General features: G+C 71.9%; 18 protein-coding genes. 7 read left to right on the forward strand and 11 right to left on the reverse strand.

What is annotated here, in order from left to right:
- Positions 1-30 precede the first annotated feature (30 nt).
- The 3 genes from NAMU_RS06935 to NAMU_RS06945 are packed head-to-tail and all read left to right on the forward strand — an operon-like array spanning position 31 to position 4,165.
- Positions 31-813: an FAD binding domain-containing protein gene (locus NAMU_RS06935; RefSeq protein ID WP_015746697.1), complete on the forward strand. Its 783-nt coding sequence runs from the start codon at positions 31-33 to the stop codon at positions 811-813.
- Positions 810-3,524, forward strand: a complete 2,715-nt coding sequence (locus NAMU_RS06940) for a molybdopterin-dependent oxidoreductase (RefSeq protein WP_015746698.1) — start codon at positions 810-812, stop codon at positions 3,522-3,524. Before NAMU_RS06935 ends, NAMU_RS06940 begins: the two co-directional genes overlap by 4 nt.
- A gap of 59 nt (positions 3,525-3,583) precedes the next feature.
- The gene (locus tag NAMU_RS06945; protein ID WP_138179992.1) at positions 3,584-4,165 is read left to right on the forward strand and encodes a dihydrofolate reductase family protein; all 582 of its coding nucleotides are present in this window, start codon (positions 3,584-3,586) and stop codon (positions 4,163-4,165) included.
- Positions 4,166-4,179: 14 nt separating this feature from the next.
- Here the strand turns inward: NAMU_RS06945 and NAMU_RS06950 are convergent, their stop codons facing one another.
- Positions 4,180-4,611 carry a GNAT family N-acetyltransferase gene (locus tag NAMU_RS06950; protein ID WP_015746700.1) on the reverse strand — a complete coding sequence of 144 codons (432 nt, stop codon included), beginning with the start codon at positions 4,609-4,611 and terminating at the stop codon, positions 4,180-4,182.
- 67 nt (positions 4,612-4,678) lie between these two features.
- On the opposite strand from NAMU_RS06950, the gene NAMU_RS06955 reads away from it, so the two are divergent.
- Together NAMU_RS06955 and NAMU_RS28840 are read left to right on the forward strand one after the other, a co-directional pair.
- Positions 4,679-5,467, forward strand: coding sequence for an SOS response-associated peptidase (locus NAMU_RS06955; protein WP_015746701.1), 789 nt, complete (start codon positions 4,679-4,681; stop codon positions 5,465-5,467).
- 169 nt (positions 5,468-5,636) lie between these two features.
- A complete protein-coding gene (locus NAMU_RS28840) occupies positions 5,637-8,009 on the forward strand; it encodes a serine/threonine-protein kinase (RefSeq protein WP_015746702.1) in 2,373 nt (790 codons plus the stop codon).
- Between the two features lie 24 nt (positions 8,010-8,033).
- Here NAMU_RS28840 and NAMU_RS06965 read toward each other — a convergent pair whose 3' ends face one another.
- Positions 8,034-8,858 (reverse strand): serine/threonine-protein kinase, encoded by an 825-nt coding sequence (locus tag NAMU_RS06965; RefSeq protein WP_015746703.1) that lies wholly within the window; start codon positions 8,856-8,858, stop codon positions 8,034-8,036.
- A 230-nt stretch (positions 8,859-9,088) separates the two neighbouring features.
- Here NAMU_RS06965 and NAMU_RS06970 point away from each other — a divergent pair, with 230 nt between their 5' ends.
- A complete protein-coding gene (locus NAMU_RS06970) occupies positions 9,089-11,158 on the forward strand; it encodes a cation:proton antiporter (RefSeq protein WP_015746704.1) in 2,070 nt (689 codons plus the stop codon).
- A 73-nt stretch (positions 11,159-11,231) separates the two neighbouring features.
- Here NAMU_RS06970 and NAMU_RS31370 read toward each other — a convergent pair whose 3' ends face one another.
- The 5 genes from NAMU_RS31370 to NAMU_RS06995 all read right to left on the reverse strand — a co-directional run bounded on the left by NAMU_RS31370 (position 11,232) and on the right by NAMU_RS06995 (position 16,294).
- The gene (locus NAMU_RS31370; RefSeq protein WP_015746705.1) at positions 11,232-12,770 is read right to left on the reverse strand and encodes an FHA domain-containing protein; all 1,539 of its coding nucleotides are present in this window, start codon (positions 12,768-12,770) and stop codon (positions 11,232-11,234) included.
- Positions 12,767-13,201: a hypothetical protein gene (locus NAMU_RS06980; protein ID WP_015746706.1), complete on the reverse strand. Its 435-nt coding sequence runs from the start codon at positions 13,199-13,201 to the stop codon at positions 12,767-12,769. Before NAMU_RS06980 ends, NAMU_RS31370 begins: the two co-directional genes overlap by 4 nt.
- A 9-nt stretch (positions 13,202-13,210) precedes the next feature.
- A complete protein-coding gene (locus NAMU_RS06985; RefSeq protein ID WP_015746707.1) occupies positions 13,211-14,857 on the reverse strand; it encodes an FAD/NAD(P)-binding protein in 1,647 nt (548 codons plus the stop codon).
- A gap of 124 nt (positions 14,858-14,981) precedes the next feature.
- Positions 14,982-15,461, reverse strand: a complete 480-nt coding sequence (gene ybaK / locus NAMU_RS06990) for a Cys-tRNA(Pro) deacylase (RefSeq protein ID WP_015746708.1) — start codon at positions 15,459-15,461, stop codon at positions 14,982-14,984.
- A gap of 11 nt (positions 15,462-15,472) precedes the next feature.
- Entirely contained in the window at positions 15,473-16,294 is an 822-nt protein-coding gene (locus NAMU_RS06995) for a transglutaminase-like domain-containing protein (RefSeq protein ID WP_015746709.1), read from the reverse strand.
- Between the two features lie 90 nt (positions 16,295-16,384).
- On the opposite strand from NAMU_RS06995, the gene NAMU_RS07000 reads away from it, so the two are divergent.
- The gene (locus NAMU_RS07000) at positions 16,385-17,281 is read left to right on the forward strand and encodes an alpha/beta fold hydrolase (protein WP_015746710.1); all 897 of its coding nucleotides are present in this window, start codon (positions 16,385-16,387) and stop codon (positions 17,279-17,281) included.
- A gap of 41 nt (positions 17,282-17,322) precedes the next feature.
- Here NAMU_RS07000 and NAMU_RS07005 read toward each other — a convergent pair whose 3' ends face one another.
- The 4 genes from NAMU_RS07005 to NAMU_RS07020 form a co-directional block, all read right to left on the reverse strand.
- The gene (locus tag NAMU_RS07005) at positions 17,323-18,297 is read right to left on the reverse strand and encodes an ABC transporter substrate-binding protein (RefSeq protein WP_015746711.1); all 975 of its coding nucleotides are present in this window, start codon (positions 18,295-18,297) and stop codon (positions 17,323-17,325) included.
- Between the two features lie 85 nt (positions 18,298-18,382).
- The gene (locus NAMU_RS07010) at positions 18,383-19,135 is read right to left on the reverse strand and encodes an ABC transporter permease (protein ID WP_217180771.1); all 753 of its coding nucleotides are present in this window, start codon (positions 19,133-19,135) and stop codon (positions 18,383-18,385) included.
- A complete protein-coding gene (locus NAMU_RS07015; RefSeq protein WP_015746713.1) occupies positions 19,132-19,782 on the reverse strand; it encodes an ABC transporter permease in 651 nt (216 codons plus the stop codon). The genes NAMU_RS07010 and NAMU_RS07015 overlap by 4 nt, the downstream gene beginning before the upstream one ends.
- On the reverse strand, positions 19,779-20,909 hold the full coding sequence (locus NAMU_RS07020) for an ABC transporter ATP-binding protein (protein ID WP_015746714.1): 1,131 nt from the start codon (positions 20,907-20,909) through the stop codon (positions 19,779-19,781). The genes NAMU_RS07015 and NAMU_RS07020 overlap by 4 nt, the downstream gene beginning before the upstream one ends.
- Positions 20,910-20,995 lie beyond the last annotated feature (86 nt).

The raw sequence follows: 20,995 nt of genomic DNA on the forward strand, positions 1-20,995 counted from the left end.
CGGTCATGCCGGTGGGATGGGCTCGCCGTCGTGGACCTGACCTCCGTCGCCGGCTATCGCGCCGCCACCTGCCGCGCCGACCTGGCCCTCGCGCCCGGCGAGGTCTTCCTGGGCGGCGGGACCTGGCTCTATTCCGAACCGCAGCCGGAGGTCACCGGGCTGGTCGATCTGACCGCAATGGGGTGGGCCCCGTTGGAACCGTTGCCCGGCGGCGGGCTGCGGGTCGGCGCCACCTGCACGATCGCCGAGCTCGCCGCGGCCCGGCCGTTCTTCCTCCAGTGCGCGACGGCGTTGCTCGCCTCGGTCAAGGTCTGGCGGATGGCCACCGTCGGCGGCAACATCTGCCGCTCGTTCGCCGCGGCGGCCATGGTCTCGCTCGCGGTCACGCTGGACGGGGTCGCCGAGATCTGGACGCCGGACGGCGGGTCCTACCGGATCCGGGTCGCGGAGATGATCACCGGCAACGGCACGAACACGCTGCGGCCGGGGGAGGTGCTGCGGGCGGTCGACCTGCCCGGGGCGGCGCTGGCCGGGCGGACCGCGTTCCGGCAGATCGCCCTGGCCACCCTCGGCCGGTCCGGGGCGGTGGTGACCGGACGGGCGGACCCGGACGGGGCGCTGACCCTGGTGATCACCGCGGCGACCCTGCGCCCGGTGGTGCTGCGGTACCCGGGCCACCCGTCGGCGGATCAGCTGGCCGCCGACGTCGCCGCCGTGGATGCGTACTACACCGATCCGCTCGGCCCGGCCGACTGGCGCCGGCAGGTCAGCGGAGTGCTGCTCGACGAGATCCGACAGGAGTTGCGCAGATGAGGTTCTCGGTCAACGGGCGGGACGTGGACGGCGAACCGGGACCCGGTCAGTGCCTGCGCACCCTGTTGCGCGAGCTGGGCGAGTTCGGGGTGAAGAAGGGCTGCGACTCCGGCGACTGCGGCGCCTGTTCGGTGCTGGTCGACGGGCAGCCGGTGCACTCCTGTATCTCTCCCGCCCGCCGGATCGAGGGTCGCGCGGTCACCACCGTCACCGGCCTGGGCACCCCGTCCGACCTGCACCCGCTGCAGCGGTCCTTCGTGGACCACTTCGGCTTCCAGTGCGGTTTCTGCACCGCCGGGATGATCGTCACCGCCTCCGCCCTGGAACCGGAGGAGCTGGCGGATCTCCCGCGGGCGATGAAGGGGAACCTGTGCCGCTGCACCGGCTACCGGGCCATTCGGGACGCGATCCGGTCGGGGCCGGGCGCGGCGCGGGCCGACACCGGGAGCGTGGTGGGCACATCCGCGCACCCGCCCGCGGCCCACCGGGTGGTGACCGGAACCGAGCCCTATACCTTCGATCTGGACCAGTCCTCGACCCTGGTGCTGCGGGTGCTCGGCTCGCCGCACGCGCACGCCCGGATCGTCTCGATCGAGGTGGCCGAGGCGCTGGCCGTGCCCGGGGTCGAGCTGGTGCTCACCCATCACGACGTGCCGCGCACCCGGTTCTCCACCGCCCGCCACGAGAACCGGCTCGAGGACCCCGACGACACCCGGATCCTGGACGACGTGGTGCGGTTCGTCGGGCAGCGGGTCGCCGCCGTGGTGGCCACCGACGCGGTCGCCGCGGATCGGGCCAGCCGGCTCATCCAGGTCGAATACGACGTGCTGCCGGCCGTGATCGACCCGGTCGCGGCCACCGCCCCCGGGGCCCCCGTGCTGCACCCGGAACTCGGCGCGGCCGACCGGGTCGCCGACGCCGGCCGCAACGTGGTGGCCCGGATCCACGACGGCATCGGCGATTCGGTCGACGACGCGTTGGCCGCCGCGGCCGTCGTCGTCTCCGGCAGCTGGCAGACCCAGCGGGTCAGTCACGGGCAGCTGGAGACCCACGGCAGCATCGGCTGGCTCGATCCGGACGGCCGGCTGGTCATCCGGACCAGCTCCCAGGTGCCGTTCCTGGTCCGGGACGAGCTGGCCCGGCTGCTCGACCGGCCCACGGACCGGATCCGGGTGCTGACCAAGCGGGTCGGCGGCGGGTTCGGCGGCAAGCAGGAGATCCTCACCGAGGACCTGGTCGCGCTGGCCGTGCTGCGCACCGGCCGCCCGGTCGCCTACGAAATGACCCGGGCCGAGGAGTTCGTCCGGGCCACCGTGCGCCATCCGATGCGGGTCGCGGTCAGCCTCGGGGCCGACCCGGACGGGACGCTGACCGCCATGAAGGTGGACGTGCTGGCCGACGCCGGCGCGTACGGCAACCATTCGATCGGGGTGCTGTTCCACGGCTGCGCGGAGTCGATCAGCCTGTACTGGTGCCCGGTCAAACGGGTGGACGCACAGGCGGTGTACACCAACACGGTGCCCTCGGGAGCATTTCGCGGGTACGGGCTGGGTCAGGTGATCCTGGGCGTGGAGTCGGCCATGGACGAGCTCGCGCTCACCCTGGGCATCGACCCGTTCGAACTGCGCCGGCGCAATGCGGTCCGGGCCGGCGATCCGCTGCTGGTGGTCCACGAGGAGCCCGAACCCGATCTGGTCTGGGGCAGCTACGGCCTGGACCAGTGCCTGGACCTGGCCCAGACGGCCCTGCGCCGCGGCGATGTGGTCGCCGCGCCCGAGGGCGATCACTGGCGGGTGGGGGAGGGGATGGCCGCGGCCATGATCGCCACCATGGCCCCGCGCGGGCACCATTCGACCGTCACCGCCGCGGTCGACGCCCACGGCCGGTACCGGATCGGCGTGGGTACCAGCGAATTCGGCAACGGCACCAGCACCGTGCACACCCAGATCGCCTGCACCGTGCTGGGGACCACGGCCGACCGGATCGAGCTGACCAACTCCGACACCGACGGCGCCGAGTACGACACCGGGGCCTTCGCCTCGGCCGGCACGACCGTGGCCGGCCGGGCGGTGCTGGCCGCCGTCACCGCGCTGCGCGAGCAGTTGCTGGCCGCGGCCCTGGCCCGCCGGCCGGCCGGGCGGTCCGCCGGCGACCCGCCGGATCTGCGGCGGGACGGGGTCTGCCTGGACGGAGACCTGGTGGCCTTCGCCGCACTCGTCGGGCCGGGCCTGTCCGCCCGCGCGCAGGAGCACGGCGAGCGGCGGTCCCTGGCGTTCAACGTGCACGCCGTCCGGGTCGCCGTCGACGTGCGCACCGGCGAGGTCCAGATCCTGCAGTCGGTGCAGGCCGCCGACGCCGGCACCGTGCTCAACCCGCAGCAGTGCCGCGGTCAGGTGGAGGGCGGGGTCGCCCAGGCCATCGGCTCGGCGTTGTTCGAGGAGGTGCTGATCGGCGCGGACGGGTCCGTGCTGACCCCGGCCTTCCGGGTGTACCGGATGCCGCAGATGGCCGACATCCCCGACACCGAGGTCTACTTCGCCGACACCCACGACGAACTCGGCCCGTTCGGGGCGAAGTCGATGAGCGAGAGCCCCTACAACCCGGTGGCCGCGGCGATCGGCAACGCGATCCGCCGGGCGGTCGGGGTGCGGCCGACCCAGACGCCGTTCTCCCGGGACCGGATCTGGCGGATGCTGGCCGACGCCGGATGACGAGCGGCCGGCCACCCGGGCGCGCGATGAGTCCGGGCCGGCCGCGCAGTCTGCCGGTCATGAGAACACTGGCACTGGTCGAGTTCCTCACCGTCGACGGCGTCATGCAGGGGCTGGGATCGCCCGGGGAGGACACCGACGGCGGCTTCACCCACGGCGGCTGGGGCACCCCGTACGCTCCCGCGCTCGGTCAGGTGGTCGACCCCGGCGGGCTGGGCCGGACCACCGGGTACCTGTTCGGGCGGCGCACCTATCTGAAGATGGCCGACTTCTGGCCGCACCAGGGCGACGACAACCCGATCGCGGCGAGCATGAACCACAGCCCCAAGTACGTGGTGTCCAACCAGCTGACCGAGGTGAACTGGGCCGGCACCACGATCCTGACCGGCGACCCGGTGCCCGCCGTGCGAGAGCTCAAGGCCCAGGGCGAGGGCGACATCACCGTGCTCGGCAGCGGCCACCTGGCCCGCACCCTGCTGGCCGCCGGGCTGGTCGACGAGCTGCGGCTGTTCGTGCACCCGCTGCTGATGGGCACTGGTAAGCGGCTGTTCGGTGAGCTGCCCGACCCGCGGACGCTGACCCTGCAGACGGTGGCCCGGACCGACCTGGGCACGGTCGCCTTGGTCTACCGGATCGGTTGAGCCCCTCTCGGGCGTCAGTCGACGATCCGGACGTAGGCCCGCAGCCGTGGCTCGTCGGCGCCGACCTCGGCCCACCCGAGGGCGGTGTAGAAGGCCCGTGAGCCGGGTTCGTCGTCGGTCAGCAGCACCTGCTGGCGGACGCCGGTGAAGGGCGCTAACGCCGCCGTGATCAGGGCCGCGCCGAGGCCGCGGCGCTGCTGGTCCGGGTGGACCAGCACGTCCTGGAGGTAGGCGATGGTGGCCCGGTCCGAGACCACCCGGGCCAGGCCGGCGAGCACCCCGTCGCCCGTGCGGGCCACGACCAGGTGCGTGCTGCCGGCCAGGGCGGCTGCCAGCACCGCCGGCCGGTCCGTGTAGCCGGTCCACCCCACGGACCGGTAGAGCTCGAGCACCTCCTCCGGATCGAGGTCGTCGGCGGTGGCCGGGTGGACGGTGCAGCGGGACACCCGGCGAGCTTACGAGCCGGCCGGCGACCCCGGGGGCACCGTCGGACCCCGGTGGCACGATGGCCTCATGTGTGGCCGTTACGCGTTGACGATGGAACCGGAGGCCCTGTACGGCACCTTCGACGCCGAGCCGGACGAGCACGCCGGAGGCGCCTCGGGCCTGTACGGGGGTGATCCGGTCCGTCCCCGGTACAACATCGCCCCGACCCTGACCGTGCCGGTGGTGCGGCTGGAGCCACGGGTCGCCCCGGAGGACGCCGCCCGGCAGATCGAACCGATGCGCTGGGGCCTGGTGCCCTCGTGGGCCAAGGATCTCTCGGTCGGCAACCGGATGTTCAACGCCCGCGTCGAATCGCTCGGTGCGAAGGCGGCGTTCCGGACCGCGCTGATCAAGCGGCGCTGCCTGATCCCGGCCAGCGGGTATTACGAGTGGCGGGTGCTCGGCGACGAGACCGTCCGGGGTCGCCGGCGGCCGGTCAAGCAGGCTTACTACCTCACGCCGCAAGACGGCAGCGTGATGGCCTTCGCCGGGTTGTGGGAGTACTGGCGGCCGGCCGGGGCCGAGTCCGGTCAGGGCGTGGTGTCCATGACGATCATCACCGCCCCCGCCGTGGGCGCGATGCGGGAGATCCACGAACGGATGCCGCTGGTCCTGCCGGCCTCGGAGTGGGCGGCCTGGCTGGACCCGCGGGTCGATCCGGCCCCGATGCTCGGCCCACCCCCGGACGAGCTGGTCGCGGCGATCGAACGGCGCCCGGTGGGTCCCCAGGTGGGCAACGTCGCCAACGATGACCCCGGACTGATCGCCCAGGTGGCGCAATTGACCGAGCCGGTGGAGCAACCGACCCTGCTCTGAGTCCCGTCTGCTCGTCATGACCGTCACATCCACGGCACCCGGGGTATCACTCGGCCGAGCCTTCACTCCTTCGGATGGCTTACCGGGTGACGTCGACACGAGCGGTCACGTCAACGGCGCAAGCCTGGCTACAGTTGTCGATCAGCACTGGTGGAATAGGGGACGCACGGTGGTCCTGAACGCGGGCGAACAGTTCGCCGGATACACGATCGAGTCGGTGCTGGGCACCGGCGGGATGGGTGCGGTCTATCTGGCCAAGCACCCCCGGCTGCCGCGCCGTGACGCGCTCAAGCTGCTCAACCCCGCCTTCTCCAACGACCCGAACTTCCGCACCCGGTTCGAGCGGGAGGCCGACCTGGCGGCCGGCCTGGTGCATCGCAACATCGTGGCCGTCTACGACCGGGGATCGGTCGACGGTCAGCTGTGGATCTCGATGCAGTACGTGGCCGGCGTCGACGCCTCGGTGGCCGCCCGGGCCGGCGACGGGTCGATGACCCCGCACCGGGTCGTGCACATCATCAGCGAGGTCGGTGCCGGGCTGGACTATGCGCACCGGGCCGGCCTGCTGCACCGCGACGTCAAGCCGGCGAACATCCTGCTGGCCGCGCCGGACGACCCCAGCGAGCCCGAGCACGTACTGCTCACCGACTTCGGCATCGCCAAGTCGACCACCGAGGAGGTGCAGCACCTCACCGGCACCGGCAACCTGCTGGCCACCCTGGCCTACGCCTCGCCGGAGCAGATCGAGGCCCGGCACCTGGACCACCGGGTCGACATCTACGCCTTGGGCTGCGTGCTCTACGAGCTGCTCACCGGGTCGGTGCCCTACCCGGAGAACTCGCCGTTCGCGACGATGACGGCCCACCTGAAGAACCCGATCCCGAAGGTCACGGACACGGTCCCGTGGCTGCCGCCCGGCCTGAACGCCGTGGTGGCCAAGGCGATGGCCAAGAACCCGGACGAGCGGTACAACAGCTGCCGCGAGCTGAGTCTGGCCGCCCGGGCCGCGCTGGTCGCCGCCGATCCCGCGCTGTCCACCCCGACCCGCGCCGAGGTGGCGGTGATACCGGCCGAGGCCAACCCGAATCCCAAGCCCAACCCCGAGCACACCGCCCAGGACGTCGCGGTGCCTGCGGTGGCGGCCGCGGCGGTCGCCGCGGTGGAGGATCGGTCGCTGACGACCCCGCGGCCGCCGTACACGGTGGGGGTGCGCCGGATCGACCGCGTGCAGGGCACGGTCGCCGAACTGGGTCCGATCAACACCAGCGGTCTGCCCGCGCAGGACCGGATCGAGGTCGAGCGGCTGCTGTTGGAGGAAGTTCGGTTCTTCGACCTACCGCCGCGTCTGCGCCAGGTTCTGGTCGTCCCGGGCGATGTGTTCCAGGAGATCACCGTCAGGAACCACGACGTCACCCGCACGGTCGGGTACGAACGGGAGGGCTCGCAGCACCCGAAGGCGCTCGACGACCTGGTCGTCCTGTTGGAGCGGCATGCGGGCTGGCAGGTCCGCCAGCTCAACACCGGGCCGCAGCGAGTGCCCGGGGCGTGGACCCCGACCGGCAACATCCCGCCACTGGGCGCCGGCGCGGTCCGGCCCACCGAGGTCAACGCCCGCGGCCCGGTCGGCGGCTATCACCCGACCGGACCCACCGGCGCCTACCCGCCGGGCGGGGCCTACCCGTCCGGGCCGCACCAGGGCTATCAGACCGGGCCGGTCTCGCTGACCGGGCCGACCCAGACCGCCGCCCGCCCGAGCGGGGCCAAGAAGTGGATCCTGATCGGGCTGGCCGCCGTGCTGGTGATCGCCGGCGGCATCACCGCCGCGATCGTGCTCGGCGGCGGCGGGGGAGGGGGTGGGATTGCCGCCCCGGCCAACCTCGCGGCCAAGGCCGACGACCAGCGGGACATCACGGTGAGCTGGTCGCCCACCGCCGGAGCCACCGGCTACACCGTGGCCCGCAATGGTCAGACGGTCTACACCGGCGTCAGCACCTCCTGGGTCGACCCGCGGGCGCTGCCCGGCAACTACAGCTATGTCGTGACCGCCACCAATGCCGCCCGGCAGACGTCCCCGGCGGCGGGGCCCGTCGTGGTCACCGTGGAGAACAAGGGCTGGGGCGCGCTGACCAATGTGGCCGCGGACTTCGACCGCCTGATCCCCCAGACGCCGGCCGAGAAGGGTTACGAGGACGCCACCTGCACCAGCGCCAGCGACAACTTCGGCAGCAACGCCGACGGCATCATCAACTGCACCGACAGTCAGGGCGTCGTCTTCTGGGTGATGCATTTCCCCAGCACCGATGCGCTGGACACCTACATCCAGGCCAGCTTCGGCGACTCACCGGAGCAGACCAAGTGGACCCGGGAGGACGACGACAACGCCGGGATGCGCTACGGATCGGCGGACAGCACCACCAACCCGTCCTACTTGGTGACTACCTTCAACGACCCGAAGTTTGCGGACTACATCGTCTACGCGGAGTGGGACGGGCACACCACGCTGGACCTGCTTGATGAGTGGTGGCACCCGGCCCCGTTCTGATCAGGGGCCCGCCGGGACCGGCGCTCAGGCCGACCGCAGCGCCGCGATCCGGTCCGCCACCTCCGCTGCGGTGGCGGGCCGGGTGTCCAGCGGGGCCAGGCAGCTCAGCACGAGTTCGGCTTCGGCCGGGGTGAGCGAGGGATGCACGGTCGGCGCGGAGCTCTGCACTCGCCGGATCGCCAGCAGCGGCTGATGCTCGGGCAGCTCGCCGTACAGGCCGGCGCCGGACAGGGCCCGGTGCAGGGTGGCCCCCAGGGCCCAAATGTCGGTCGCCCGGGACGGCGGCTCGCCCAGCAGCAGTGACGGATCCAGGTACTCCACCGAGGTCTCCGGAGCCATCCCGGTCAGCGCGGCGCCCGCGTTGAACACCCGGGCCAGACCCAGGTCGGACAGCTTGCCGCCGCCGTCGTGCACCATCACGTTGCCCGGCTTGACGTCGCCGTGGGCCATGCCGGCCTCGTGCAGGTCGTGCACCGCGCGGGCGGCGTGCTCGACGGCCCGCAGCACCTCGTCCCGGGTGAGCGGGCGGGCCGGCGCGGACAGCGACCCCAACGGGAAGTACTCCATGGCGTACATGAAGTTGTCCTCCAGCACGGCGTCGTACACCCGGGCCAGGTACGGCGAGGCGACCGCGGCGAAGGCCCGCAGCTCCCGGGTGCCGCGCCGGTAGGCGTCCTCGCTGCACTGGCCAGCAAAGACCTTGACCGCGACGTACTCGTCGTCGATGCCCAGTCGGGCCGGCGGCTGGGCCAGGTAGAACCGGCCGTGGTTGCCCTCACCGATCAGGCGGATGACCCGGAAATCGGCGAGCACCGGAACGGCCTGCGCGGGGGTGTCCTGAAGCACCACGTCGGACTCCTGTCGTCCTCCCGGCCGGCGCACGTCCGGCAGTGATCGGGGCTGGTCCGCGGCCGACGATGCGGCGCGCACTCCGGCGAGCATATCGGGCAAGTCGGCCACACGGATGGTGGAAGATCGCTGTCGCATGTATCGGTCAGCCCGCTGCGTGCCTCACACTCGGTGACGACGCCTCGTCGCCCGTCCGGACCAACGCTCGCCTGACATCTCGGGAATCTCGCATGCATATTGCTGCCCTGGTGTTCATCGACATCGCGATCATCATGGTGGTGGCCCGGCTCTTCGGCCGGCTCGCGATCAAGATCGGCCAGCCGCCGGTGGTCGGCGAGATCGTGGCCGGCATCGCGATGGGGCCCAGCCTGCTGGGGCTGCTGCCGGGAGAGCTGGAGGCGACCCTTTTCCCGCCCGAGGTGCTGCCGTACCTGAACATCCTGGCCCAGCTGGGCCTGGTGCTGTTCATGTTCATCGTCGGCCTCGAGCTGGACATGCTGCTCATCCGCGGACGCGAGAAGGTGGCCGGCACGATCTCGGCGGCCTCGGTGGCGCTGCCGTTCGCACTCGGTGCGGGGCTGTCGCTGGTGCTGTTCCCGTTCCACGACGAGACCGCGACCGGGCCGGTGGCCCCGCTGGCGTTGGCCCTGTTCATGGGCGTGGCCATGTCGATCACCGCGTTCCCGGTGCTGGCCCGGATCCTGACCGACCGGGGCATGCACCGCACCCCGATCGGGGTGCTCGCGCTGGCCTGCGCGGCGGTGGACGACATCATCGCCTGGACCCTGCTGGCGTTCGTGGTCGCCGTCGTGCAGGGCAACGGCCCGCTGGACGTGCTGCGCATCGTCATCCTGACCGCGATCTTCGCCGCCATCATGTTCGGCCTGGTCCGGCCCCTGCTCAAGCGTCTGAACGAGTGGTACCAGCGGGCCGGCCGGCTCACCCCGGACATCCTGTCGGTGGTGCTCATCGGGGTGCTGGCGTCCGCGTTCGTCACCGAGATCATCGGCATCCACGCCATCTTCGGGGCCTTCGTGTTCGGCGCCGTGATGCCCCGCCAGGGTGCCGCGGATCTGACCAGGGAGATCCTGGAGCGGCTGGAGCAGGTCAGCGTCCTGCTGCTGCTGCCGCTGTTCTTCGTGGTCACCGGGCTGTCCACGAACATCCTCGGGCTGACCGGCGGCGGTCTCTGGCAGCTCGCGTTGATCCTGCTGGTGGCCATCGGCGGGAAGTTCGTCGGCGCCTACGCCGGGGCCCGGGCGATGAAGGTCCGCCCCCGCCAGGCCACCGCGCTCGGGCTGCTGATGAACACCCGGGGCCTGACCGAACTGGTCATCCTCAACGTGGGCAAGCAGCTGGGCGTCCTGGACGGCGAGCTGTTCACCTTGATGGTGCTGATGGCCCTGATCACCACCGCGATGACCGGACCGCTGCTCAAACTGGTCTACTCGGACCGGGTCATGCACCGCGACATCGCCGAGGCCGAACGGGCCGCCCTGGGAGTCACCGACTCGTACCGGGTGTTGGTGCTGATCGACGACCCGGCCCGGGCCCGGGAGCTGGCCCAGGTCGGCGCGGCCATGCTGGGCCGGGGCCGGCCGGCCCAACTGGTGCTGACCCGGCTGCTGATCCGGCCGACGACGGCCCCGCTGGAGGTCGGTGCCCCGCTGGTGCCCGACCTGGCCCGGATGGCCAGCACCGTGGACGAACTGAACGGGCTGGCCCGGGAGCTGCGCGAGCAGGGCGTGCACTCGAGCGTGCTGACCCGGTTCTCCACCGATCCCTGGGCCGATCTGCTCGCTCAGGCGGCCAGTGCGCAGGCCGACGTGGTGCTGGTGACGGACACGTTCGCCGCCTCGACCGGGTCGGGCCGCCCGCAGGATCCGGCGTTCACCCTGGCCATCGCGCAGGTGGGGGAGCGGCCGGTGGCGCCGGGCGGATCGGTGGGTGTGGTCGCCGACGGTGGCGCCGACGGCCGGGTGGCCGTCGTGCTCGGCTCGGCCGCGGCAACCCGGCTGGCCGGCCCGCTGCACGTGGCCGTGCCGGACGGCGGTCGCGCCGCGCGACGGGTCTGGAGCGCGCTGGCGCCGCTGCGGACCGGTGGTCTGGCCGCCCAGCTGGTTGACGGCACCGACGAGGCGATGGCCGCGGGTCTGGTGCTGCTGGCCGGCGGCGGGGCGTTCGCCGCGGAGCTGCGGGACACCCGGGGGACCGGGACGGTCGTGCGGATCCACGCCGGGCTGGACGACCGGGAGAGCGAGCTGACCGATCAGCTGGCCAAGCTCGCCGAGTCCCCCTGAGCGCAGGCTGACCCGGGTCGGTCAGCCCCGGTTGGAGATTGGCTGGTACCGGTCGGGTCCGATCCGGTCGGGCTCAGAGCCGGGCGTGCGCGGATTCGAAGGTGAACACCCGGCGGCCGATCCGTACGTGGGTGCCCGGGGTGAGCACGATCGGCCGGTGCGGGGCGAGCCGGTTCCAGCCGGACTGGCCGGGCGCGGCCACATGGGTGCCGTTGGCCGAGCCGCGATCGAGCAGCAGCACGTCCCAGCCCTCCAACCGGATCTCCGCGTGCACCCGGGACAGCGTGCCGCTGTCGTCGTCCAGCCGGATCGGCCGCAGCTGGCTGGAGATCACCGCCTCGTCGACCTCGGGATTGCGGCCCAGCAGGTAGTTGTCGTCCAGTACGAACGTCGATCCGATGTCCAGGACGAGAAGGCCCAGCGGAGGTCGCCGGCCGTCCACCAGGATCCCGGTGCGTTGGTCCATCCGGATCCCGCAGACCGAGCAGAACGAGACCCGCGGGTCGTTGTGGTGGTTGCGGGAACAGCGGAACCCCTTGACCAGCACGTGGGCGGGGCCGGCGGCACCGGGTCGGGGCGGGGCCGGTTTGGCCGTCCCGCCGGCGCCCGGCACCGGCAGCGGCGGCCGCGGTGTCTCGTGCTGGTGGGCACCGAAGATCTGCTCGGAGAGCCGCGGTGGTCGCAACTTGACCGGTTCGTCGCTGGGCGGGGCCGGCGGCGGCGAACTGGGCGCCGAGCTGGGCGGGCTGGGCGGCGGGCTACTAGGAGGTGGGCTGCTGGGCGGTGGGCTGCTCGGGGGTGGGCTGGGCGGGGCTGGAGGAGTGGCCGGGGGGCCCAGCGGCGTGCTGACGAACTTGCGGGCATCGGCCCGGGGCAACGGCGGCCGCGGGGGCTCGGCCACCGGCACCGGCTCCGGCTCGGCGGCCCGGTCCGGAACCGGATGCTCGGCGGTCGGCTCCCGGCTCGGGCGGGCGGCCGGCTGCTCCTGGGTGGCCTCGGGTTCGGCGGTCGGCGCCGGCACCGACCGGGAGGCATGCCGGCCGGGGGCCGGTGCGGCCGCAGGGGTGGCGGCCGGCGCCCCCAGCACGATCCCGACGCCCGGGACCAGGCCCTGGACCAGCCCGGACCAGCCGGGCATACCGATCGACGGGTCGGCCGGTCGCCGGTCCGGGTCGCCCGCGGTCAGCACGATCGGGCCGGCCGGTCGCGGCAGCAGCCGGTCGACGGTGAATGCCGCCGTCCGGCCGGACAGGTGCAACGGCTCGGCCGCGGGTGCGCCGGCGGTGCCCGGCGCGGGCAGCTCGGCCACGGTGACGTCACCGTGCAGGAAGACCGCGATGCCGTCGTCGGTGGCGGCGATGGTGCCGAAGCCGGGCACCGCGCGGGTTCGCACCACCCATTCGGTGAGCCGGCGGGCCAGGTCGCGGCCGGGGGCCGGCGCCGCTTCGGCCGCGGCCTGCCGGATCAACTCCAGCAGTTCGGCGGCCGCCGCCTCGCCGCCCGCGGCGTCCCGACGGATCACGGTGACCACGCCGGGCACGCGGGCCACCAGATGGGACGGTCCGTCGCCGGCCGGCAGGACCTCGCCGTGGATCTCGTCGAAGCTGATCACCAGAACCGGCCTCCCCGGAAGCGCCAGCGCGAGAAGAAGATCTGCACCGGCCCGTTGACCACCAGGAAGATGACCAGCCAGGTGGTGATGAACTGGATCAGGAAGACCGACAGCGGGACGTCGCCGACGCCGGGCACCACGCCCGCCTTGAGCAGGATCCACACCAGCAGACCCTCGTTGATCATGGTGAGGAAGCCGAAGAAGGTCGGCCAGTCCTTCTCCCACCGGAACTGCTGCAGCCCGTGGTAGATGAACTCCCAGACGATACCGAGCACCAGCACGGTGAGCAGGATGGCGAAGGTCATCCGGTAGGAGGGACCGAGCGGCTCACCGGTCGGCAGGAACGGGGTGATGATCAGCGTCCACAGGCCGCCGACGACGATCGTCAGCACGATGCGGGTCTGAATCCGCCCGTACAGGGTGGGTACCACGGCCGCCCCCTAGATGCTGCGGTGACGGGCCCAGCGCCACCACTGTTTGGTCGACTGTGCGACGCCGAACTTCTTGCAGAAGCCGAGCTTGACCAGGTCGTCGCAGATCTCCTGGGCGGCGATCTGCAAACCGAGGAAGGTGTCGACGCCGGGGAAGTACCCGCCGAGGGTGGCGCTGCCGGAGGCATACATCCGGCCCGGCTGGCTGCGGGTGCCGATCACCTCGAAGCTGCGGTCGACATCGAGCCGGCCGACCGGGTTGCGGCCGGCGCCGGAGTGATCGAGCAGATCGGCCAGCACCCGGTGCTCCCGGATGTCGGCCTCCAGGCCGGTGCAGTCGATGACGAAGTCGGAGTAGATCTCCACGGTCTGCCCCGGCGAGCCGGTCTGGCCCTTGGGCTGCAGGTAGGTGATCACGCCCTGCCCGCTGGGCCCGGGTCGCAACTCGCTGACCTCACCGGTGACGGTGCGGTACCAGCCCTCCCGGCGACCCCGCTTGAGCTGCTCCTGCCACGACTTGCGGATGGGGGTGTTGGTGCCGCCCATCTCCTTGTAGGCCTGGGCCCGTTCCTCGCCCTCCAGGCCCCGGATCTTGGCCTTGAGCTGACCGCCCCACACCGACTTGGGGTAGTTGAAGCCCTGGTAGGCCCAGCCGTCGCCGCCGCGGCGCCGCTTGAAGACGTTCGGGCCGTGCGCGCCGGTGATGTAGGTGCGGAACACGTGGATGATCTGGGTCTGCAGCCGGTTCCTGTCCCGGTCGTCGATCAGCCGCTGCAGGACCCGGGAGGCGACGATGCCGCCGCCCCGGATGACCACGGTGCCCGGCCGCAGCGCCAGCTGCTGGTAGACGTGCTCGTGCGGCTCGTAGGCGTTGACCACCCGGGACGGGTCGCGGTAGTACTCGCGGTAGCGCTGCAGGTCGGGCAACAGCTTGAGCCCCGGGTAGCCGATGGCGATGTGCACGAACGGGCTGCGGTAGGCCAGGCGCTTGGTCGCGGTGGCGCCCGGCGGCGGCGTCAGGATGGTGAAGTAGCCGCCCTCGCGGCGCCGGCGGACCATCCGGACCTGGCCCTTGCGCACGCACTGCTGGTAGCCGATCCGGTTGGACTCGCGCTCCATCGTCTCGAACGCCTGCCCGGCCTTGGGCGTGTAGTAGTTCTCGATGATGGGCTCGGTCAGCACGTTCCACAGCGGCTTGACGAAGCCGGAGACGCCCTTGGCCCCGAACGCTTCGCGGACCGCGTAGGAGGGGAAGCCCCAGATGTTGTCCGGCGTGGACTTGGAGTCCGAGCGCAGCCGCTCGCCCCGGGGGATCTGCGACACCCGGGTCAGGTACTCATAGCTCTGCCAGGGCGTCTCGAGCTGGGTGAGCACGGTGATGTCCTGGGCGGGCACGCCGTAGATGCGCAGGAAGTCGACCGTGACGAACGAGCCGATCCCACCACCGACCGTGACGAACTTGGTGTCGATGATGGGGATGCCGGCGCGCTGGACCATCTCGTCGGTCCAGATGTCGGTGTCGATGAGTTCCTGGGTGAGGTCGCCGCCGGCCCGGGCCCCCGCGCCGGGTGGTGACCCGGACGGGTGGGCGGACGGCGGGCCGGCCGGTCGGGTGGACGGTGGTGGTGGTGCGGGTCGAACGGGCGGATGGCTCACCCGGATACCCCCTTATGCGGGCCGCGTCGGTCGCCCTGGCTGAGCAGCGACCGATCAGAACGGACATCGGATGTGATCTTCACTCATCTGGACCCGTGGGTCCAGGGATAGGTGCAACCGAGGGTCATCCTGATGCAATGGGGGCGAAGATTGCCCGGGTCAGTCTGGCCAGCTGGTCGGGAGCCAGCTCCACCTGCAGGCCGCGACGCCCGGCGCTGACCATGATGGTGTCGAACAGTGTCGCCGTCTCATCGATCACGGTCGGTAGCGGCTTGCGTTGCCCCAGTGGTGAGATGCCGCCGGCGACGTACCCGGAGGAGCGTTCGGCGTCCGCGACCTTGGCCATGCCGGCCTTCTTGCCGCCGGCGGCGGCGGCCAGCGCCTTGAGGTCCAGCTGGGCGGCGACGGGCACGATCCCGACCGTCAGCTTCCCGTCGACCGTGGCCACCAGGGTCTTGAACACTCGGTCCGCCGGCCAGCCCAGGGCCTGCACGACCTCGTCGCCGAAGGCGGTGGTCGCCGGGTCGTGGTGGTACGGCTGCAGGGTGTGGGCGACCTTCGCGCGGGTGAGCACGGCGATCGCCGGAGTCGGTGCGCCGGCCACAGCGGCAAACCCTACTGGCCGACCACTTCGTGCGCGATCACCGACATCGACTCCAGGGTGGGACCACCGAACGAGGTGATCATGGCGACGTCGGAGGCGTCCCGGCCGCGGCCGATCAGCACCCGACCCTTGCGGCGCCGGTTGTTGCGGGGATCGAAGGTCCACCAGCGGTCGCCCAGCCAGACCTCCATCCAGGCGGCGAAGTCCATCGGCGCCGGGTCGACCGGCACGTCCAGGTCGGGCAGGTAACCGAAGACGTAGCGGGCCGGGATGTTCAGCGCCCGGCAGAAGGTGATCGCCAGGTGGGTGAAGTCGCGGCAGACGCCGAACCCGGAGGTGTTCACGTCGACGGCCGTCGAGGTCGGAGAACTGCTGCCGTAGGCGAACTGCAGGTGGTTGTTGACGTGGTCGCAGATGGCCTGGACCCGGCCGTAGCCGGGCGGGATGAGGCTGAACCGGGACCACGCCTCCTGGCCGAGCATGTCCGGCAGGCAGTACCGGCTCGGCATCAGATAGACCAGGACGTCGTCGGGCAGCGCCTGCGGAGCCCATTCGGGGGCGGACGGGTCGGCGTCCTCGGTGGCGTCGGGCACCGTGACCAGGGCCTGGTAGCCGATGCGCGAGCTGCCGGCCGGCAGCACCATCCGCTGGCAGCGGTTGCCGTACAGGTCGCGGTACTCGTGGGTGCGGTCCTGGGCGGGCTCCAGGTACCACTGCTCGACCTCGATGCTGACGCCCTCGCCGCCCAGCGGCGTCACCTGCACCACCGCCGGGGTCGGCACGGCCGCGGAGTACCGGAAATCGCAGCCGATCGACAGTCTGCGGGTTCCCATGAGCCCAACGTAGGCGGGTCAGATTCCGAACATGTTTCCCCGCCCGCTGGGGTAGCGTCGTTACCGGCGGGTAACTTCGAGGAGATCGGCATGCCGGAGCAGACCCGGTTCCTGGAGTTGCACGGCCACCGGATGGCCCTGACCGATGTCGGGTCCGGCCCGTCGATCCTGCTGGTGCACGGGATGATGAGCGCCCGCACCACCTGGGCGGACCAGTGGGACCGGCTGGCCGCCGACCACCGGGTGCTGGCGCCCGACCTGTTCGGCCACGGCGAGTCGGACAAACCCCTGGGCGACTACTCGCTCGGAGCGCACGCAGCCAGCCTGCGCGACCTGCTCGATGCCCTGGACGTGCCGTCGGCGACGGTGGTCGGGCATTCGCTGGGTGGCGGCATCGCGATGCAGCTGGCCTACCTGTTTCCCGAACGGGTCGACCGGCTGGTGCTGGTCAGCTCGGGCGGGCTGGGCCGCGACCTCAACCCGCTGCTGCGGGCGGCCACGCTGCCCGGCAGCGAGCTCGTGCTGCCGGTGCTGGCCTCGGGCTGGCTGCACGGGGTGGGTGATTCCGCGCTGCGGCTCTGGCGCCGGGTCGGACTGCCCGCGGTCAGTCCCAGCTCCACGCAGGCTTGGCAGTCGTTGACCTCGCTGGCCGACGCCGACACCCGGCGGGCGTTCCTGGCCACCAGCCGCTCGGTGATCGATGCCGGTGGGCAGACGGTCAGCGCCCGCAGCCGGCTGTCCGGGCTCACCGCCCGGGAGGTGCTGTTGATCTGGGGCGCGGGCGACCGGATGATTCCGTCCTCCCACCTGGAGGCGGCCCGGGCGGAACTGCCGCACAGCCGGGTGGAGATCCTGCCGCGGTCGGGCCACTTCCCGCACCTGGACGAACCCGACCGGTTCGCCGCCGTGCTGGCCGACTTCGTCCGGGCCCCGGACCGGCCGGCCGGTGAGATCACCGCACCGGCCGGCCCGTCCCGGACGTCCTGACCGGACCCGAAACAGCGCCCCGGGTCCCGCTCAGGTTCGGCTCAGCTCAGGTTCTGGGCCACCCACTCCTGGGCGACCTGCGCGGAGTCCTGCTTGTCCACGGCGACCTTGGTCAGCAGCTCGGTCAGCGTGGCCGTGTCCAGCTTGGCCGACACCGCGTTGAGCGCCTCGGTGACCTGCGCGTTGTTGGCGTCCGACCGGATCAACGGCAGCACGTTCTGCGCGGCGAACAGATTCTTCGGATCCTCCAGCACGACCAGATCGTTGGCCGGGATGGCCGGGTCGGTGGTGAACAGGTTGCCCGCCTGAACCTGATCGCTGAGCAGCGCGTTGAGGGTCAGCGGTCCGCCCGCGTCCAGCGCCTTGAACTCCTTGAAGGTCAGGCCGTACTTCTCCTTGAGCCCGGGCACGCCGGTGGGCCGGGTCTCCCACTCGGACGGTCCGCCCAGGATGAACGTGGAGGCGACCGGGGCGAGGTCGGCGATGGACGTGAGGTTGTTGGCCTCCGCGGTGGCCTTGGTGACCACCACCGCGTCCTTGTCCTCGGCCGCCGACTTCTCCAGCACGACCAGGCCCTGCGGCGTGGCCTTGACCAGCGCCGCATAGACGTCGTCGGCCGAGACCGCGGTGGCGGTCGGATCGAAGTACTGCAGCAGCACCCCGGAGTACTCGGGCACCAGATCGATCGACCCGTCCTGGATGGCCTTGATGTAGACCTCGCGGCTGCCGATGTTCAGGTTGGTCGAGGCGTCCAGGCCGGCCTTGGTCAACGCCGCGGCGTAGATGTTGGCCAGCAGCGCGCTCTCGGGGAAGTTGGCCGAGCCGACGACGATCTTGCCGCCGCCGGCGGCCGCCGATCCGGACGCGGGTCCGGATGCCGCGGCCGAGGTGCTGGTGTCCAGCGGGTTGGACGAACCGCCGCCGCAGGCCGAGATGGTCAGGGCGGCGGCCAGGCCGGCCGCCAGCAGGCCGGCGGTTCGGAACAGGCCGCGTCGGCGGCCGGTGCGCATGGTCATGCGAATCTCCTTGATCGGTGGGTGCGGGCTGATGGTCGCATCGGGGTACGACATCGGAACTGGGCGGCGAAGTCGGGGTGGCGGGTCACGGGCGGTCGGCCGTCTCGCCGCGGGCGACGACCAGGTCCGCCGTGGTCGCGGCCGGCTTGCGCCGGCGCTCGGCCCGCCCGGTCAGCCCGGGGGAGATGACGAAGTGGCCGATGACGGCCAGGATCCGGTCGCCCAGCACGGCCAGCACGGCCACCAGGAACGCGCCGGCCACCATCATCGAGTAGTTCTGCTGGGCCAGGCCGTCGATGACGTACCGGCCGAAGCCGCCCAGCGCGACCACCGCGGCGATCGTAGCGGTCGCCACCACCTGCAGGAACGCCGACCGCAGGCCGGACATGATCAGCGGCAGGGCGACCGGCAGCTCGACCCGCAGCAGGACCTGGGACCCGGTCATGCCCATGCCCCGGGCCGCGTCCCGAGCGGCCGGGTCGACGTTGGCGATGCCGGCGTAGGTGTTGGACAGGATCGGCGGCACGGCCAGGATCACCAGCACCGCGATGGCCGGGCCGAGCAGCGCGATGTCGCCCTTGAACGTGTGCAGCCCCCACAGCGCGAGCAGGATCAGAAGGCCCAGGCTGGGCAGGGCGCGCAACGCGTTGGCCACGCCGGAGACCAGCCCGGTGAGCCGGCCGGTGTGCCCGATCAGCGCGCCCAGCGGCAGCGCGATCGCCAGGGCGATGGCCAGCGCGAGCAGCGAGTACCCCAGGTGCTGCAGGAGCCGGTTCCAGACGCCGCCGGTTCCGCTCCAGTTCGCCGGGTCGGTCAACCAGGTCCACGCGCCGCTCACCTGGCCTTCACCGCCCGGGCCCATGGTGTGGTGATCCGCACCAGGATCTGGATGATCGCGTCGAAGATCCCGGCCAGCACCAGGCACAGCACGATGCCCGCCCAGATCGGGGTGAAGAAGTCCAGTTGGAACCCGACCGTGAACAGTTGGCCGAGCTGCGGGATGCCCAGCAACGCGGCCACCGAGACCAGGCTGACGTTGGACACGGCCGCCACCCGCAGCCCGGCCCCGATCACCGGGATGGCCAGCGGCAGCTGCACCGTCAGCAGCGAGCGCAACGGCTGGTAGCCCATCGCGGTGGCACTGGCCACCACCAGGGGCGGCACCGCGTCCAGCGCGTCGGCCACCACCCGGACCAGCAGGGCGACGGTGTACAGGGTGAGCGCGACGACCACGTTGAGCGGATCGAGGATGCGGGTGCCCAGCACGGCGGGCAGGACGACGAACAGCGCGATCGACGGCACCGTGTAGAGCAGGCCGGCCAGGGTGATCAGGGTGGCGTACGACCACCGGTACCGGTGGGCGATCGCGCCCAGCGGCAGGGCCAGCAGCAGGCCCAGCACGGTCGGGGCGGCGGCCAACCAGACGTGATCGAGCGTCCAGGCCAGGATCTGCTGGGCGTTGCGGCTGAGCCACTCCCAGTTCATGTCGTGACCTTGTCCGGACCACGGGACTGCTCGATCGCGGTCAGCACCTCGGCGGCGGTGATGGTGCCGACTACGGCGCCGTCGGCATCGACCGCCACGCCGCGCCCGGACGGGGAGGACAGCGCCGCGTCCAGGGCCCGGCGCAGGGATCCGTCCGGCGCGGCCAGCGAGCCGCCCAGCACGAGATCGTCGACCCCGACCGGATGCCCGACCGGGACCGCCGCGCAGTCCAGCCAGCCGCGCGGCCGGCGGTCGTCGTCCACCACCAGGATCCAGCGCCCGTGATCGGCGGAGATGCCCTCGGCGGCGCTGCCGGCCCCGCGAGGCACGGGGGCGCCCAAGGTCAGCGTCTGCTCCGGCCGGACCGGCAGGTCGCCGGTGACGAACGACAGGGCGCGGTAACCGCGGTCCCGGCCGACGAAGTCGGCGACGAAATCGTCCGCCGGCCGGCTGAGCACCTCGGCCGGCTCGGCGTACTGGGCCAGCCGGCCGCCGACCGCGAAGACCGCGATCCGGTCGCCGAGCTTGACCGCCTCGTCGATGTCATGGGTGACGAACACGATGGTCTTACCGAGATCGGCCTGCAACCGGATCAGCTCGTCCTGCAGCTGGTTGCGGACCACCGGGTCGACCGCGGAGAACGGCTCGTCCATCAGCATCACCGGCGGATCGGCGGCCAGGGCCCGGGCCACCCCGACCCGCTGCTGCTGCCCGCCGGAGAGCTGGGCCGGATAGCGCTTGGCCAGGTTGCGGTCCAGGCCCACCCGGTCCAGCAGTTCGGCCGCCGCCAGCCGGGCCTCCCGGCGGCTGCGGCCCTGCAGGACCGGCACGGTGGCCACGTTGTCCAGCACTGTGCGGTGCGGGAACAGGCCGGCGTTCTGGATGACGTACCCGATGCCGCGCCGCAACACCGGGGCGTCGACGGTGGAGATGTCCCGCCCGTCGATGGACAGCACGCCGTGGGTGGGCTCGATCATCCGGTTGATCATGCGCAGCGAGGTCGTCTTGCCGCAGCCGGACGGGCCCACGAATACCGTGATGCGGCCGGTCGCGATCTCCAGGGAGAGTTCCTCCACGGCATGGGTGCCGTCCGGGTAGATCTTGGATACCGATTCGAAGCTGATCACGGGCGGTCCCTCTCGGGTAGGCCTGGGTCGCGTGCTCGCGGCAGACAGTACCCCGACAGGCCGACAGCCAAGCCGGTGCCGGACCG

It is taken from the genome of Nakamurella multipartita DSM 44233 (assembly GCF_000024365.1).
Taxonomy (GTDB): domain Bacteria; phylum Actinomycetota; class Actinomycetes; order Mycobacteriales; family Nakamurellaceae; genus Nakamurella; species Nakamurella multipartita.

What these genes read in the sequence shown, in the direction of transcription:
- NAMU_RS07000 (WP_015746710.1), top strand. Translation starts at nt 16,385, where the DNA reads ATGCCGGAGCAGACCCGGTTCCTGGAGTTGCACGGCCACCGGATGGCC.
- NAMU_RS06995 (WP_015746709.1), bottom strand. Translation starts at nt 16,294, where the DNA reads ATGGGAACCCGCAGACTGTCGATCGGCTGCGATTTCCGGTACTCCGCG.
- NAMU_RS06945 (WP_138179992.1), top strand. Translation starts at nt 3,584, where the DNA reads ATGAGAACACTGGCACTGGTCGAGTTCCTCACCGTCGACGGCGTCATG.
- NAMU_RS06940 (WP_015746698.1), top strand. Translation starts at nt 810, where the DNA reads ATGAGGTTCTCGGTCAACGGGCGGGACGTGGACGGCGAACCGGGACCC.
- NAMU_RS06955 (WP_015746701.1), top strand. Translation starts at nt 4,679, where the DNA reads ATGTGTGGCCGTTACGCGTTGACGATGGAACCGGAGGCCCTGTACGGC.
- NAMU_RS07015 (WP_015746713.1), bottom strand. Translation starts at nt 19,782, where the DNA reads ATGAACTGGGAGTGGCTCAGCCGCAACGCCCAGCAGATCCTGGCCTGG.
- NAMU_RS07005 (WP_015746711.1), bottom strand. Translation starts at nt 18,297, where the DNA reads ATGACCATGCGCACCGGCCGCCGACGCGGCCTGTTCCGAACCGCCGGC.
- NAMU_RS06970 (WP_015746704.1), top strand. Translation starts at nt 9,089, where the DNA reads ATGCATATTGCTGCCCTGGTGTTCATCGACATCGCGATCATCATGGTG.